The 14,115-nt window shown below is 61.4% G+C and carries 16 protein-coding genes and 1 pseudogene; 11 read left to right on the forward strand and 6 right to left on the reverse strand.

Annotated elements, in window-relative coordinates:
* On the forward strand, positions 1-361 hold a 361-nt coding region (locus tag BLX42_RS07375), incomplete at its 5' end, for a polysaccharide biosynthesis protein (protein ID WP_161871470.1).
* A gap of 186 nt (positions 362-547) precedes the next feature.
* Entirely contained in the window at positions 548-880 is a 333-nt protein-coding gene (locus BLX42_RS07380; protein WP_039602932.1) for a ComEA family DNA-binding protein, read from the forward strand.
* Between the two features lie 89 nt (positions 881-969).
* Here BLX42_RS07380 and BLX42_RS07385 read toward each other — a convergent pair whose 3' ends face one another.
* Positions 970-1,137 (reverse strand): DUF2897 family protein, encoded by a 168-nt coding sequence (locus BLX42_RS07385; RefSeq protein WP_012313328.1) that lies wholly within the window; start codon positions 1,135-1,137, stop codon positions 970-972.
* Between the two features lie 183 nt (positions 1,138-1,320).
* Here BLX42_RS07385 and pyrF point away from each other — a divergent pair, with 183 nt between their 5' ends.
* Positions 1,321-2,022 (forward strand): orotidine-5'-phosphate decarboxylase, encoded by a 702-nt coding sequence (gene pyrF / locus BLX42_RS07390; RefSeq protein WP_012313329.1) that lies wholly within the window; start codon positions 1,321-1,323, stop codon positions 2,020-2,022.
* Between the two features lie 118 nt (positions 2,023-2,140).
* Entirely contained in the window at positions 2,141-3,334 is a 1,194-nt protein-coding gene (locus BLX42_RS07395) for an O-antigen ligase (protein WP_046786630.1), read from the forward strand.
* Here BLX42_RS07395 and BLX42_RS07400 read toward each other — a convergent pair.
* Positions 3,331-4,221 carry a glycosyltransferase gene (locus BLX42_RS07400; protein WP_046786629.1) on the reverse strand — a complete coding sequence of 297 codons (891 nt, stop codon included), beginning with the start codon at positions 4,219-4,221 and terminating at the stop codon, positions 3,331-3,333. The two genes, BLX42_RS07395 and BLX42_RS07400, sit on opposite strands and share 4 nt — an antisense overlap.
* Before the next feature lie 496 nt (positions 4,222-4,717).
* On the opposite strand from BLX42_RS07400, the gene BLX42_RS07405 reads away from it, so the two are divergent.
* Both BLX42_RS07405 and BLX42_RS07410 read left to right on the forward strand, forming a co-directional pair.
* The gene (locus BLX42_RS07405; RefSeq protein ID WP_012313332.1) at positions 4,718-4,999 is read left to right on the forward strand and encodes a hypothetical protein; all 282 of its coding nucleotides are present in this window, start codon (positions 4,718-4,720) and stop codon (positions 4,997-4,999) included.
* A 13-nt stretch (positions 5,000-5,012) separates the two neighbouring features.
* Positions 5,013-5,276: a DUF3077 domain-containing protein gene (locus BLX42_RS07410; protein ID WP_012313333.1), complete on the forward strand. Its 264-nt coding sequence runs from the start codon at positions 5,013-5,015 to the stop codon at positions 5,274-5,276.
* Between the two features lie 131 nt (positions 5,277-5,407).
* On the opposite strand, the gene kdsA is transcribed toward BLX42_RS07410, so the two are convergent.
* From kdsA to BLX42_RS07425, 3 genes are all read right to left on the reverse strand, one after another.
* Positions 5,408-6,250: a 3-deoxy-8-phosphooctulonate synthase gene (gene kdsA, locus BLX42_RS07415; protein ID WP_012313334.1), complete on the reverse strand. Its 843-nt coding sequence runs from the start codon at positions 6,248-6,250 to the stop codon at positions 5,408-5,410.
* 36 nt (positions 6,251-6,286) lie between these two features.
* The gene (locus BLX42_RS07420; protein WP_046786628.1) at positions 6,287-7,126 is read right to left on the reverse strand and encodes a lipopolysaccharide kinase InaA family protein; all 840 of its coding nucleotides are present in this window, start codon (positions 7,124-7,126) and stop codon (positions 6,287-6,289) included.
* Between the two features lie 137 nt (positions 7,127-7,263).
* Positions 7,264-8,265, reverse strand: coding sequence for an NADP-dependent oxidoreductase (locus BLX42_RS07425; protein WP_161871471.1), 1,002 nt, complete (start codon positions 8,263-8,265; stop codon positions 7,264-7,266).
* A 337-nt stretch (positions 8,266-8,602) separates the two neighbouring features.
* On the opposite strand from BLX42_RS07425, the gene BLX42_RS07430 reads away from it, so the two are divergent.
* From BLX42_RS07430 to BLX42_RS27175, 4 genes and pseudogenes are all read left to right on the forward strand, one after another.
* Positions 8,603-9,364 (forward strand): SDR family oxidoreductase, encoded by a 762-nt coding sequence (locus tag BLX42_RS07430; RefSeq protein ID WP_046786626.1) that lies wholly within the window; start codon positions 8,603-8,605, stop codon positions 9,362-9,364.
* Positions 9,365-9,491: 127 nt separating this feature from the next.
* Positions 9,492-9,773 carry a hypothetical protein gene (locus tag BLX42_RS07435; protein ID WP_161871472.1) on the forward strand — a complete coding sequence of 94 codons (282 nt, stop codon included), beginning with the start codon at positions 9,492-9,494 and terminating at the stop codon, positions 9,771-9,773.
* Positions 9,774-10,870: 1,097 nt separating this feature from the next.
* Positions 10,871-11,095 (forward strand): annotated as a pseudogene (locus BLX42_RS27170) (HAMP domain-containing protein); the annotation flags it as partial.
* Positions 11,093-11,956, forward strand: a complete 864-nt coding sequence (locus BLX42_RS27175) for a methyl-accepting chemotaxis protein (RefSeq protein WP_371926630.1) — start codon at positions 11,093-11,095, stop codon at positions 11,954-11,956. The pseudogene BLX42_RS27170 and the gene BLX42_RS27175, both read left to right, overlap by 3 nt.
* 103 nt (positions 11,957-12,059) lie before the next feature.
* On the opposite strand, the gene BLX42_RS07445 is transcribed toward BLX42_RS27175, so the two are convergent.
* Positions 12,060-13,250, reverse strand: a complete 1,191-nt coding sequence (locus BLX42_RS07445) for a benzoate/H(+) symporter BenE family transporter (protein WP_046786624.1) — start codon at positions 13,248-13,250, stop codon at positions 12,060-12,062.
* A gap of 144 nt (positions 13,251-13,394) precedes the next feature.
* On the opposite strand from BLX42_RS07445, the gene BLX42_RS07450 reads away from it, so the two are divergent.
* The gene (locus tag BLX42_RS07450; protein WP_161871474.1) at positions 13,395-13,997 is read left to right on the forward strand and encodes a glutathione S-transferase family protein; all 603 of its coding nucleotides are present in this window, start codon (positions 13,395-13,397) and stop codon (positions 13,995-13,997) included.
* The last annotated feature ends 118 nt before the right edge of the window (positions 13,998-14,115 follow it).

The following is a 14,115-nucleotide window of genomic DNA, read 5'->3' on the forward strand; positions in this document are numbered from 1 at the left end:
AAAAATCGTCGAGCTGGCAGAAAAGATGGTCCACCTGTCGGGCTTCAGTGTGCGCAGCCCGGATAACCCGCACGGTGACATTGCCATCGAGTTCAGCGGGCTACGGCCCGGCGAGAAGCTTTATGAAGAGTTGCTGATTGGCGATGACGTCTCCCCAACGGCGCACCCGATGATCATGGCGGCCAACGAAGACTTCATCGGCTGGGACGTATTGCGCGAGCGCTTGGCCATGCTGTTCAAGGCCGTGGCCGAAGATGACTTCACCCGCGTGCGGCAACTGCTGCGCGAACTGGTCAGCGGCTACTCGCCAGAGGGTGACATTGTCGACTGGGTTTACCAGCAGCAGCGCCGGGACCGCTAGCCCTGGCCTTGCTCTTTCAACGCGCTGGGCGCCTTCCTACAGCTGACGCCATTGTGTGCTGTCAGCTGTTGAATTTGGTAACCAATCGGTTGATCAGCGTGCTTTCTCAGTGGCCTTCGAGGCGTTAGTTTTACCGGGCAGCCAAGGAAACGCTGCCTTGTAAACTTTCTCGAAGGAGTGTCCGCAATGCGTAATACCGTTCTTTCCTACCTGTTCCTGCCACTGTTCGCTGGGCTTTCCATGGCGGCCAGCGCCGCGCCGGCGGCCAACGCAATGATGGCCCAGCCGGCACCTGTGGTGGCTCAAGCGGCGGCCGCAGCTGGCCGGCTGAACTTGAACAGTGCAGATGCAATCACCTTGCAGCAGGGGCTCAACGGCATCGGCAAGGCCAAGGCTGAAGCGATCGTCGCCTACCGGGATGCCCACGGGCCGTTCGCGTCGGTGGACGAGTTACTGGAAATCAAAGGCATCGGCAATGCGCTGCTCGAGCGCAATCGCGACAAGTTGACGGTGGAGTAGGGGCGTGGGCTTCCGCTAGCTCGTCCTGAATATGCTAGCGCCCTTGAGTTCGAGCGCCGCCCGCGCGGCGCTCGGTCCATAGCCCAGCCCTAGCGGTCCTGCGCATCCTTGGCATCCGCCTCGGCATTGCGCTCGTGAACCTTCTTCAACTGCTCATCGGTCAAGGGCAGCTTCTTCGCCGTATCGCGCAACATCATCAGCCCGCCCACGATCGAGCCAAGGGCTAAGATGAGTATCAGCCAGGCGTACCAAGGCATGGGGTTATCTCCTGTGATCGCACACAACGTGGCGTGTATGCATGTTGAGCAATGGCCGTATTCGTTGGTTCAATTATAGGAGCCGGGCGTGGCCTGGCCAAATCTCGTGACCCGCGGGCCCCAAAGCCTGGGCCACTTCGTTTACAATGCGCGCCGTTTACGACTTGCCAAGAGACCCCGACCATGTCCGCCTGCCAGACGCCCCTGATCGTCGCCCTGGATTTCCCCACCCGTGACGCCGCCCTGAAACTGGCCGACCAGCTCGACCCTGCCCTGTGCCGGGTTAAAGTTGGCAAGGAGCTGTTCACCAGCAGCGCGTCCGGCATTGTCGAGTCCCTGTGCGCGAAGGGCTTCGAGGTGTTCCTGGACCTCAAGTTCCACGATATCCCCAACACCACCGCCATGGCCGTGAAGGCTGCCGCCGAAATGGGCGTGTGGATGGTAAACGTGCACTGCTCCGGCGGCCTGCGCATGATGTCGGCCTGCCGCGAAGTGCTGGCCAAGCGCAGCGGCCCGCAGCCACTGCTCATCGGCGTGACCGTACTGACCAGCATGGAGCGTGAAGACCTGGCCGGCATCGGCCTGGACATTGAACCGCAAGAGCAGGTGCTGCGTTTGGCGGCACTGGCCGAGAAGGCCGGCATGGACGGGCTGGTGTGCTCGGCACTGGAAGCGCCGGCGCTCAAGGCTGCGCACCCGTCGCTGCAGTTGGTAACCCCGGGCATTCGCCCCGCTGGCAGCGCGCAAGATGACCAACGCCGCATTCTGACCCCGCGCCAGGCTTTGGATGCCGGCTCGGATTACCTGGTGATCGGCCGCCCGATCAGCCAGGCGGCAGACCCCGCCCAAGCCTTGGCAGCAGTGGTGGCTGAGATCCGCAGCTGATACCTGCAGCCGCTTCAAAGCAACCTTTTCAACCTGGGTGGCGTTCAGCGAGCCCTACGATCCTTACATTGGAATGCAGGGCTCACACTGAACATTCCCGTTTGCCAGAGGATGCTAGATGTCAATTGATGTGTCGTTACAGTCGCCGGCTCAACGCTGGGCAGGCATGATCACGCGCTATGTGTTGCCGCTGGGCTGGCTGGCGCTGCTGACCGGGATGTTCTGGGCGTGGGACCGCTCGCTGTATCACAAGCTCTTTTACCTGCTGCTTGCCGCGCCCACCTTGATCGTCCTGATCCTGCAGCCACGGCAGGCCAAGGCGTTGTTTGGCAACCCGCTGTTCATTGCCTTCCTGGTGTTCTCTGCCTACACCCTGCTGAGTATTGCCTGGTCCGACACGGAAAACTCGGTCGGCAGCTTGCTCAAGCGGCCCTTGTACATTGCGATGGTGTTGCTGTCGGCCGGCCTCATCAGCTTGCAGTCACCGGCGCAGCTGCACCAGTGTGTGCGCCTGGCTGCCCTGTTTGCCGCAGTGGCCGCTGGTGGTTCGCTGATCTACTTCTTGGGTTGGCAGGCGGCTGAGGGTGGGCGCCTGGATGGCTACGGCGCACTCTATAACCCCTTGCTGACTGCCCATGTGTTCGGCGCGTTCGCTGCCATCTGGCTGGCGACCTGGTTCCAGACACGCGGCGCGCTCAACATCCTGGCACTTGCCTGCCTGGCGGTACTGGGCATGGCCATCCTGGCCACGGGCTCGCGCACGCCGTTGATCGGGCTGGCGGCTGCACTGGGCTGGTTGCTGATCGTGGGTGACCGGCGCCACGGCTTGATCGCAATGGCGGCCGTGGCCCTGGCCTTGGTCGGGGTTGCGGTGTTCTACCCTGAAGCCATCACCCAGCGTGGCGTGTCCTACCGCCCCGAAATCTGGATGGAATCGCTGCGTCAGATCGGTGAGCACCCTTGGTTTGGCCATGGTTACGACGCCCCGATGACGGTGATCATTCCAGGCCTTGAGCAGACGCTGGCCGACCCCCACAACATCGAGCTGGGCGTGCTGTATGCCGGTGGGGGCGTGGGCTTGGTGCTCTGGTTGGTGCTCTACGGCCTGGCCATGCGCTTTTGCTGGGCTTACCGCCAGCACCCAGGGGTTACGCTTGCGGCAACCTGGCTGATCTTCGGCTTTGCGTCAGGGCTGACCGAAGGCAGCGCCTTCATGTCACGCCCGAAAGAGCATTGGTTCCTGATCTGGATGCCAATGGCCGTGGTCTACGCCCAGTGGCTGATACACCGGGCCGGTAAAAAGCCCGCTTAAGACCAGAGCAGCCGCCACAGGCCACGCAAGGTCTTTCTGTTCCAGTACTTGAGCGGGATATCAGCCAGGATTTCCCGCGTCAGTTGCTTGTCGCGGTTGGCGTACTTGAGCACCATGGAGTTGCGGAACTTCATGCACACCTGCTCGTACTGCGGGTGGTCTTTGAAGTGGGCGTAGGTTTTGAGCACGTTGTCGACCATGAAGCGGCCGTTCTTGAAGGTGTTGGTCGGGTGGTCGCGGTACTGCGCCAGCACCTCGCCCAGCACGTCGATGAAGTAACCGGCCCGTGCGATCGACAGTTCGATGTACACGTCTTCCAGGCGGATATCGGCATTGAAGCCACCGACCTTCTCCAGGGCCTTGCGGCGCAGCATCAGGGTGGCAGCCATGGGGCCTGGCTTGCGGTCCAGCCACAGGTCGTCGAAGTCCAGGCGGCGGAAGGGCAGGTTGCGTTTGCGCTGTTCGCGCGCGCCCATCACCTTGCCGTCATGGTCGATGGTTTCGATGTTGGCCGAACAGATGCCTACTTCAGGCTTGCCGTGCATGTACTCCACTTGGGTGGCGATACGGTGGGGCAGCATGATGTCGTCGGAGCCAAAAGGCACGATCAGGTCGCCCTTGGCGCGTGCAATCGCGTCGTTCAGGGTTCGCGCCAGGCCTTGGTTGGCCTGGAAGCGCAGATCGAAGCCGTGTTGTGCCTGCAGCCGCTTGAGCACTGCAGGGCTGTCGTCCTTGGAACCATCGTCCACTACTAGAAGTTCGATGTTCTTGTAGGTCTGGTTGACGACGCTGTTGATGCTGGCTTCGATGTAACGCGCGTGATTGTAGGACGCGATGATCACTGTCACCAACGGTGTGTCAGTAACGCCGTGATTCTGAGAAACCATTTCAAACCCCTAGCTTTGATCCATGTCGTGTGACGCTTCTATGCAGACTAGCTGCTCGTTTTCCAAAACGGTGCCAATTCAGCATCTTATGCAGGTCTTTGTCATTCTAAAGGAAGGGGGATGCGAGGGATACTCCAGGCATGGTGGAGCAGGGTGCGATGGATACGGAGAGGCATATATCCACTCGTTGATTCAGAAGGTTCCTACGAATCAGGACTGGTGGCGCCCAGTCTGAGGAAATACCCTACACGTTCTGTCGACACGCGTCTGATTGTTCCTGGAAACACTGCCCTTTAGGCTTTATGGGTCGCTGATGTTCAGCGATGCGGGTGTGGAAACCCGGCAATCTTCAAGTGTCTGTCGTAATGGCAGCTGTATGCGGGAGGCCGTCAGGCCTACCGGGGTTCCTTGAAGACCGGATTTCCACCCCGTGTACAGTTGCCGCCTTTCGTGTGGAAACGGCGGTGGCAGCTCCTGAAATCTTCAAGGAATTGCTATGAAAAAAATCGTCCCCGATCCACCCCATAATTTCGACCTTCCCTCCGACAAGACCCTCTCCAGCGCCATCAGCGAGCGCATCGTGCCGATCGATCACGTGGTCATGAACGTCACCCATTACCTGATGCTGGCCTACAACCACTGCCACATGGCCCTCTACGCGATCGAGGATGAGGCCACCCGTGAGTTGATGGTAAACGGGCTGCGGGCCATGCAGATTGCCTGGGGTCAGTCGGATGCGCTGTCGCTGGCCTTGGAACGTACTAACGGCCTGCATTGAGGGGAATACGGCAATGACTACAGACGTTACCCATGTCACAGCAGGTGTGACCACGTTTTTTCAGGGTGAGCACCAGAGCCATCCCTTGTTCCGCATCGAGCCGGGTATACCTTGCCAGGATGCCCGTGAGCAGGCTTCGGAGTTGATGGGGTATGTGCGCGAGCTGACCATCGTTGGGCTGATGGATGAGAAGCCGATGATGATCTGGGCTTCGCATTACCTGAGCGCGATGGCCAAGGCGCTGATGGATGATGCTGAGTTGGGGATGAGGGGCTGAGGCTGCCTGTCACAGAATCTTCGGGCACTCGGTTTCCGTCACGCCGCAATACCCAAGCCAAACCCTGAATCCCAACAAAAAGGGCCGGTACACTCGCGCGTACCGGCCCATTCAAATCACGTAAAAGCGACTCAACCAATAACCAGCGGCGGGAACGACTTCACCAGGTCATCCAGCGCTTTGATCTGCGCCAAGAACGGCTCCAGCTTGTCCAGCGGCAGGGCGCTTGGGCCGTCGCACTTGGCCTGGTCCGGGTTCGGGTGGGCTTCCAGGAACAGGCCAGCCAGGCCAACGCCCATGCCGGCACGGGCCAGGTCAACCACCTGCTCACGGCGGCCACCAGAAGCAGCACCCGAAGGGTCACGGTTCTGCAGGGCGTGGGTTACGTCGAAAATGATCGGCAGGTCATCGCAGGTGCGCTTCATCACACCAAAGCCCAGCATGTCCACAACCAGGTTGTCGTAGCCCATGCAGGTACCGCGGTCGCACAGGATCAACTGGTCGTTACCTGCTTCCTTGAACTTCTGCACTATGTTCTGCATCTGCGAAGGGCTCAGGAACTGCGGCTTCTTGATGTTCACCGGTTTGCCAGTCTTGGCCAGTGCCACCACCAGGTCGGTCTGGCGGGCCAGGAAGGCAGGCAGCTGCAGCACGTCGACCACTTCGGCCACCGGGGCGCACTGGTAGATCTCGTGCACGTCGGTGATGATCGGTACACCGAACTCGGCTTTTACTTTTTCGAAGATGCGCAGGCCTTCTTCCATGCCTGGGCCACGGTAGGAGTGGATCGAGGAACGGTTGGCTTTGTCGAAGCTGGCCTTGAACACATAAGGAATGCCCAGCTTCTCGGTTACCCGCACGTATTCGGCACAGGCGGTAAGGGCCAGGTCCTCGGACTCAAGGACGTTGATACCGCCAAACAGCACGAACGGGGCGGCGTTGGAGCATTCGATGTTCTGGGTGATCTTGATCATTTTCTACTCTATGAAGTCTGGGGTAGCCATGGCGCTCTACCAACGACTTTCGAGTACACCGCTGGTGAAGATTTCGCGGCGCTCCAGGCGCCCGATTTCCTCATGCTTGGCAAGCGCGTACACCCGGTTGAAGGCGGCGCGTTGCACATCAGGGAAGTACTCGGCCAGTGCGTATTCTACCGCAGCATCATAGTCCGCTTCGGTTATATAGCGGTAAATTTCTCGGTAGTAGAAAAAGCCGAACTGAAAACCCAAGGTTTCGCTCGGGTAGGCCGTGGGCCCGGAGAAGCTGTTTTCCAGGTCGATGGCCTGCGCTTGTCCTTTTTCCGGGAGCATGACGTTGGCTGCCCACAGGTCCATGTGCGTGACGCCTTGGCAGTGCAGGGCATGCAGCAGTTCGAACGCTGCCGCGATCACCCCGTGCACGGCCTCTGGCTTTTTGCGCACTTTTGCCAGCCCGTCCTCGTGCCCGCTCAGTAATTCTGTGATGAGGAAAAAGTCCTGCATCAGGCCGAACCGGGAGCGGCTGTAGCCATAGCCGACCAGCCTGGGCACTCGCGCACCGCGCCTGGCTGCTTCGCGGGTGTTGATCAGTTCTTCGAGGGACCAGTCATACATGCCGTTGCGCTTGGGCCGGCCACGCTGCATGCGCAGCTTCTTTTTCAGCGAATCGAGTTTTTCACGTTTGGTGAACAATAGGCTTTGGGGGCATGGGAGCGGTGCGCTTACCCGCTTGGCACTGGCGGTCTGCTCGATCAGTCGTTCGAAAGCTTGCCGGGTGTGTGCGGCAATGGGGGCCTGAAGATGCAGGGTGGTGCTGCGATGGCGCAGGGTATGGGGATACTCGTTTTGCCAGATCTGTGAATCGCCAACCACACCCTCGTTCCTTGTAGTATCAAAGAGCCATACATATTGGCGTTTAATACTACAGTTTTTTCACATCTTTCCTACAAGTTCTTAACGATACTTAACATGGAAATATGTTATGGGGCCGCACAGGCGGCCCCTTTTTTTCAAACCTTCAACACCAGCTTGCCAAAGTTTTCCCCGCTGAACAGCTTGAGCAGGGTTTCTGGGAATGTCTCAAGCCCCTCCACCACATCCTCCTTGCTCTTGACCTTGCCACTGGCCAGCCAGCCGGCGATTTCCTGCGCGGCCTTGCCATACTCCTTGGCGTGGTCCATCACCACGAACCCTTCCATGCGCGCACGGTTTACCAGCAGCGCCAGGTAGTTGGCCGGGCCTTTGACTGCTTCCTTGTTGTTGTACTGGCTGATCGCCCCGCAGATCACGATGCGGGCCTTAAAGTTGATGCGGGTGAGCACGGCGTCGAGGATCTCGCCACCGACGTTGTCGAAGTACACGTCAACGCCCTTGGGGCATTCGCGCTTCAGGCCGGCCAGCACGTCTTCGGCCTTGTAGTCGATGACGCCGTCGAACCCCAGTTCATCCTTGAGGTACTGGCATTTCTGCGCGCCGCCGGCAATGCCGACGACGCGGCAGCCTTTGATCTTGGCAATCTGGCCGACGATGCTGCCTACGGCGCCGGCAGCACCGGAGATGACCACGGTGTCACCCTCTTTTGGCTGGCCGACGTCGAGCAGGGCGAAGTAGGCGGTCATGCCGGTCATGCCCAGGGCTGACAGGTAGCGGGGCAGGGGGGCAAGGTTGGGGTCGATCTTGTGCATGCCCTGGGGTTCGCCGGTGAAGTAGTCCTGCACGCCGAGGGCGCCGCTGACATGGTCGCCGGGTTTGAAGTCGGGGTGGTTGGAGGCCACCACTTCGCCTACGCCCAGCGCGCGCATTACCTGGCCGAGTGCCACGGGCGGGATGTACGACTTGCCTTCATTCATCCAGCCGCGCATGGCTGGGTCCAGCGACAGGTACAGGTTGCGTACCTGGATCTGGCCTTCGGCGGGGGCATCGGCGGGCACTGTCTCGAAGGTGAAATCGTCACGGCGCACGGCGCCGGTCGGGCGTTTGGCCAGCAGGAAGCGGCGGTTGGTCTGGGTCATGGCGGAGTCCTTGTGGGCAGGAGCAGAGGGGTCAATTTAACGTGGTGATGACAACAGGTCTGCAAAATCACTGGTAGGCATGATAGCCCAACCGCTGGCTTGATGATGCTGCCCAGTGGGTTGGCAGGCTGACTAGACTCTGAGCGCAGAAGCCAAAGGCTGCTGCAACCATTTGTGGGAGCCGTGCTTGCTGGCGATGGGCTGTGGAATGGCCCTTTGTTTCGGGCATTGAGAAAGGCCTGCAGGCCGGGGCGAGCGCTGCGCGCTCGATCGCCGGCAAGCGCGGCTCCCACATTAAAAAAATTGCGCTTTGTTGCACCCATGATTGGAGCATTCGATGAGCATGACCTTTTCCGGCCAGGTAGCACTGGTCACTGGCGGTGCGGCGGGTATCGGCCGGGCAACGGCTCTGGCGTTTGCCCGTGAGGGGCTCAAGGTGGTGGTGGCCGACCTCGATCCGGTCGGCGGTGAGGGCACCGTGGCGTTGATCAACGAGGCCGGTGGCCAGGCGCTGTTCGTGGCCTGTGACGTGACCCGTGACGCTGATGTGCGCCGGCTGCATGAGCAGGTCATTCAGGCCTACGGTCGCCTGGACTATGCCTACAACAATGCCGGTATCGAAATCGAGCAGGGCCGCCTGGCCGAGGGCAGCGAGGCAGAGTTCGACGCCATCATGGGCGTCAACGTCAAAGGGGTGTGGCTGTGCATGAAGTACCAGCTGCCGCTGTTGCTGGCCCAGGGCGGCGGGGCGATTGTCAACACCGCCTCGGTGGCAGGCTTGGGCGCGGCGCCTAAGATGAGCATCTACAGCGCGTCCAAGCACGCGGTGATCGGCCTGACCAAATCGGCGGCCATCGAATATGCCAAAAAGCGCATCCGGGTGAATGCGGTGTGCCCGGCGGTGATCGATACCGACATGTTCCGCCGCGCCTACGAGGCCGACCCGCGCAAGGCCGAGTTCGCCGCCGCAATGCACCCGGTCGGGCGCATCGGCAAGGTCGAGGAAATCGCCAGTGCGGTGCTGTACCTGTGCAGTGATGGGGCAGCGTTCACTACCGGGCACAGCCTGACGGTGGATGGTGGGGCCACGGCTATTTGAAAAAGGGCCCTGCGCCGACAGGGTGATGGTACGGCGTTTGATTTCTCTGTGATAGGGTTGGGGCAAGAACTGGATCGTTGGTGACCGGTCTTACGATGAAGACACTTCATTTCATTTAAGGACAGCAATGAAACGCTTAGTTTTGTTCTTGGCCATCCTGGCGATTGCTGGGTGCGCGGCAACTGCCAAGACCGAGATGAGAAAAGGCCGCAAGGGCTTGCATATCAATTGCTCGGGCCTCTCGTCATCGTGGGACAAGTGCTATAGCAAGGCGGCGCAGTCCTGTGGGGCCCGTGGTTACAAAGTTGTCGCCCGCTCGACCAGTGACGATGAGGAGGAAGGGGACTTCCTGTTCGGCATAAACCCTGCGGGTTATACCAGCCGTAGCATGATCGTCATCTGCAAATGATGCTTGGGCGGGTCATTTTCCGGTGACGTGCTCACCGGCCCCGGCCCGTTTGCGCATCGATGTCGCTCATGGGCAGGGTTCCCGTGCTCTGGCCTTTCTTTCACATGCAGGGCGACCTTCAACAAGCTGATTACGACACGCTCATAGCTATTTGACACTATTGCGCCCTCAAGCCCTTGTGAGTTCAACGCAATCGTTGCCACGCTTGGCCTTTGCAAACTCTGAGAGCAAGGGGGCGGCGTATGGAGGCGAGCAGGCAGGGTTTTCTGGCCAACCTGGGCATGGCCCGCAAGCTGGGCCTGGGCTTTGCCCTGGTATTGCTGCTGACCCTGGCGGTGGCAGCCATCGGCATTGCCGCGCTGTACAGCGTCGGCCAGCATTTCGGTGGCCTGCGCCAGCTGGGCCAGTTCAATACCGACCTGCTCAAGCTGCGCCAGCACGAACAGGCCTTTGCCCTGCGCTCCGATATCAAGGAGGCCGAGGCCCTGCGCAGCGGCCTGCACAACCTCAGCGAGCGCGCCCGTAGCCTGCCGGCACTGGCGGCGGCCGAAGCGGACCTGGCGGCGTATGGCCAGGCCTTCGAAGCCTTTGTCGAAGCGGTGCAGGCCAAGGAGCTGGCGCTGGACATGGCCAGTTGGTCGGTCTCCAGCGTGGCCAACAACCTCGATGTACTGCAGGCCGGCCTGGCCGATGACGGCACCTACACGCTCAAGCAGTCACAAGGCCAGCAAGGCGGGGAGTTTTTGGAGCAGGCTGCGCAGGTGGCCCAGGTATCACGCTTGATGCTGCAGGCCATGGACGAGGCACGCGTGCGCCTGGACCAGAGCCGCAAAGGCGAGGAGGGCGCAGCCGCAGGGCGCATCGCCCAGACAGTTGAGGCGGCAGGGCTGGTCGAGCAGCTCAAGGCGGCGGTCGGCGATGCGGGCTACCAGAGCGTGCTGGGCGAGGTGCAGGGGCATATCGCCAGCTTCTCCGACAAACTCAACGAATACACCGACCTGCTCGGCAAAGAGCACGGTATCGAGGCGCAACTGCAGGCGCGTGCCGAGCAGGCTACGCAGCGGGTCGATCAGGCCTATGCGGCGGACGAGCAGGCGATGCAGGCTGAGCTGACGCGCAATGCCGTGGCCATCGCCCTGGCAACCGGCCTGGCGCTGCTGGTGGGGGTACTGGCGGGGTGGTTGATCACGCGGGCGGTGGTCGGCCCGCTCAAACGGGTGATTGGCCGTGCCCAGCGCATCGCTGCCGGGGAGTTGAGCCTGGACGCGGAAGCTGCGCGCAACGATGAGGTGGGCCAGTTGATGCAGGCCATGCAGCAGATGTCTGCCGGGCTGTCGGGCATCGTCAGCGGCCTGCAGCAGGGTATCGAGCAACTGGCTGGCAGTGCCCAGGCGCTGTCAGCGGTAACCGAGCAGACCAACCGCGAAGTGGGCAGCCAGAAGGAGGAGACCGAGCAGGTGGCGACCGCCATGCAGCAGATGACCGCCACCGTGCACGATGTGGCGCGCAATGCCGAAGAGGCGGCACTGGCGGCCCAGGCCGCTGACGAGAAGGTCGATTCGGGCCAGGTGGTGGTGCGCCAGAGCATGCAGCGTATCGAGCAACTGGCGGCGGCGGCGGATGCGGCCAGCGCCGGTATCGACAGCCTGAGCGCCGAGATCCACACCATTGGCGATGTGCTGGAAGTGATCAAGAGCGTTGCCGAGCAGACCAACCTGCTGGCGCTCAATGCCGCCATCGAAGCGGCGCGGGCGGGCGAGCAGGGGCGTGGTTTTGCCGTGGTGGCCGATGAGGTGCGGGCGCTGGCCCGGCGTACCCGCCAGTCTACCGAGGAGATCGAGCGGTTGGTTGCCAGCCTGCGCGGCAATGCCCAGCAGTCGGTGGCGCAGATCCGTGGCAGTACCGACCTGGTGCGCCTGGCGGTGGCCGATGCGCTGCAAACCGAAAGCGCCCTGGGCAGTATTGCGGCGGCGGTGTCGTTGATTCAGCAGATGAACCAGCAGATTGCCGCGGCGGCAGAGCAGCAGAGTTCGGTGGCTGAAGAGATCAGCCGCAGTGTCACGCAGATTCGGGGCAGTGCCGATCAGGCGGCGTTGGCAATGCAGGGTAATGCGCAGTCAAGTATCGAGCTGGCGCAGTTGGGCAGTGACCTTAAGGGGATGGTGGGGCATTTTCGTTTGTGATCGTTTGTACCGGCCCCCACAGGAACCCCACTGATTTCAAGGCATGTGGTGTAACTGTAGGAGCCGGCTTGCCGGCGATGGTGCCGGTACGGCACCCCTTCGGTCAGGCCCTGCGCGGGTTGAGAATCAGCAGGGTCACCACCCCCGCCACAATCCCCCAGAATGCCGACCCGATCGAGAACAAGGTCAAGCCCGACGCCGTCACCATGAAGGTAATCAGCGCTGCCTCCCGCTCGCGCGCCTCGCTCATGGCCACCGTCAGGCCATTCATGATCGAGCCGAACAGCGCCAATGCCGCGATAGACAACACCAGCTCCTTGGGCAACGCAGCGAACAACGCCGCCAGCGTGGCGCCGAACACCCCGGCAATGCCGTAGAAAATCCCGCACCACACTGCCGCTGTATAGCGCTTGCTTGGGTCTTCATGGGCATGCGGCCCGGTGCAGATCGCTGCGCTGATGGCCGCCAGGTTGACGCCGTGCGAGCCGAACGGGGCCAACAGCAGTGAGGCAAAGCCGGTGGTTGAGATCAATGGCGAAGCCGGTACCTGATAACCGTCGGCGCGCAACACGGCAACGCCCGGCATGTTTTGCGAGGTCATGGCCACCACGAACAGTGGAATGCCGATGCTGATGGTCGCGGCCAGCGAGAAGCTGGGCGTGGTCCACACCGGTGTGGCCACTTCCAGCCTGAAGCTGCTGAAGTCCAGCAAACCCAGTGCGCCGGACAGCGCTGTGCCCACCAGTAGCGCTGCCAGCACGCAGTAGCGCGGCGACAGGCGTTTGACCAGCAGGTAACTGAAGAACATGCCCAGCACCAGCAGCGTGCGGTGCTGCGCTGCGACGAAGATTTCGCTGCCGATCTTGAACAGGATGCCGGCCAGCAATGCCGAGGCCAGTGATGCCGGGATGCGTTTGACCAGGCGTTCGAAGCTGCCGGTCAGGCCGCAGATGAGCACCAGCACGGCACAGGTGATGTAAGCACCGATCGCTTCGCCGTAGCTGACCCCGCCCAGGCTGGTGATCAACAGCGCAGCCCCGGGCGTCGACCACGCCACGGTGATCGGCGTGCGGTAGCGCAGCGACAGGCCGATGCTGCAGACCGCCATGCCGATGGACAGGGCCCAGATCCACGACGAGATCTGCGCCGTGGAAAGGCCCGCAGCCTGGCCAGCCTGGAACATCAGCACCAGCGAGCTGGTGTAGCCGGTGAGCATGGCGATGAAGCCGGCGACGACGGCCGACGTTGAGCTGTCTGCCAGGGGCCGCAGGCGTGCGGAGGTGGCATCGGTCATGGGGTAAGTCCTTGTCCATGTGTAAGCAGTTTTTTCAGACTAACGCGCGTCGGGTTGATCCTTGCCATACAGCGGGCATTGCTTTTAGCCGTACAGTCGCCAACTATTGGGCACGAATGCGCAACTGCATGGGAGGGAGGGGCGATGTACAAAGTCTATGGCGACTACCAGTCGGGCAACTGTTACAAGGTCAAGCTGATGCTCAGCCTGCTGGACCGCCCTTATGAATGGCATCCGGTGGATATCCTCAAGGGGGGGACCGAAACGCCCGAATTTCTGGCGATGAACCCCAATGGCAAAGTGCCGGTGCTAAAGCTCGAGGACGGCACCTGCCTGTGGGAGTCCAACGCCATTCTCAATTTCCTGGCCGATGGTAGCGAATACCTGCCCAGCGAGCCGCGTTTGCGTACCCAGGTGCTGCAGTGGCAGTTTTTCGAGCAGTACAGCCATGAGCCGTACATCGCCGTGGCGCGGTTCATCCAGTTTTACCTGGGTTTGCCTGACGAGCGCGTGGACGAATACCGCAAGCTGCACAAGGGCGGCTACAAGGCATTGAGGGTGATGGAGCGGCAGTTGCAGATGACGCCGTACCTGGTGGGCGAGCAATATTCGATTGCCGATGTGGCGTTGTATGCCTACACCCATGTGGCGCATCAGGGTGGGTTCGACCTGGCCGAGTACCCGGGTGTGCGAGCCTGGCTGGAGCGGGTGGCCGCGCATCCTCGGCATGTGCCGATGGTGGGCTGAGCAGGCCTCACAGGTTCCGTAGGAGCGGCCTTGTGTCGCGAAAGGGCTGCGAAGCGGCCCCAGGATATCGGTGGCGCCGCTGATATCCTGGGGCCGCTTTGCGGCCCTTCGCGACACA

Source organism: Pseudomonas sp. SG-MS2, from assembly GCF_009933855.1.
GTDB lineage: Bacteria > Pseudomonadota > Gammaproteobacteria > Pseudomonadales > Pseudomonadaceae > Aquipseudomonas > Aquipseudomonas putida_E.

Excerpts from the sequence above, each read along its gene's own strand:
- BLX42_RS07380 (WP_039602932.1), top strand. The coding sequence starts at position 548 with ATGCGTAATACCGTTCTTTCCTACCTGTTCCTGCCACTGTTCGCTGGG.
- BLX42_RS07385 (WP_012313328.1), bottom strand. The coding sequence starts at position 1,137 with ATGCCTTGGTACGCCTGGCTGATACTCATCTTAGCCCTTGGCTCGATC.
- pyrF (WP_012313329.1), top strand. The coding sequence starts at position 1,321 with ATGTCCGCCTGCCAGACGCCCCTGATCGTCGCCCTGGATTTCCCCACC.
- BLX42_RS07395 (WP_046786630.1), top strand. The coding sequence starts at position 2,141 with ATGTCAATTGATGTGTCGTTACAGTCGCCGGCTCAACGCTGGGCAGGC.
- BLX42_RS07400 (WP_046786629.1), bottom strand. The coding sequence starts at position 4,221 with ATGGTTTCTCAGAATCACGGCGTTACTGACACACCGTTGGTGACAGTG.
- BLX42_RS07405 (WP_012313332.1), top strand. The coding sequence starts at position 4,718 with ATGAAAAAAATCGTCCCCGATCCACCCCATAATTTCGACCTTCCCTCC.
- BLX42_RS07410 (WP_012313333.1), top strand. The coding sequence starts at position 5,013 with ATGACTACAGACGTTACCCATGTCACAGCAGGTGTGACCACGTTTTTT.
- kdsA (WP_012313334.1), bottom strand. The coding sequence starts at position 6,250 with ATGATCAAGATCACCCAGAACATCGAATGCTCCAACGCCGCCCCGTTC.
- BLX42_RS07425 (WP_161871471.1), bottom strand. The coding sequence starts at position 8,265 with ATGACCCAGACCAACCGCCGCTTCCTGCTGGCCAAACGCCCGACCGGC.
- BLX42_RS07430 (WP_046786626.1), top strand. The coding sequence starts at position 8,603 with ATGAGCATGACCTTTTCCGGCCAGGTAGCACTGGTCACTGGCGGTGCG.
- BLX42_RS07435 (WP_161871472.1), top strand. The coding sequence starts at position 9,492 with ATGAAACGCTTAGTTTTGTTCTTGGCCATCCTGGCGATTGCTGGGTGC.
- BLX42_RS27175 (WP_371926630.1), top strand. The coding sequence starts at position 11,093 with ATGTCTGCCGGGCTGTCGGGCATCGTCAGCGGCCTGCAGCAGGGTATC.
- BLX42_RS07445 (WP_046786624.1), bottom strand. The coding sequence starts at position 13,250 with ATGACCGATGCCACCTCCGCACGCCTGCGGCCCCTGGCAGACAGCTCA.
- BLX42_RS07450 (WP_161871474.1), top strand. The coding sequence starts at position 13,395 with ATGTACAAAGTCTATGGCGACTACCAGTCGGGCAACTGTTACAAGGTC.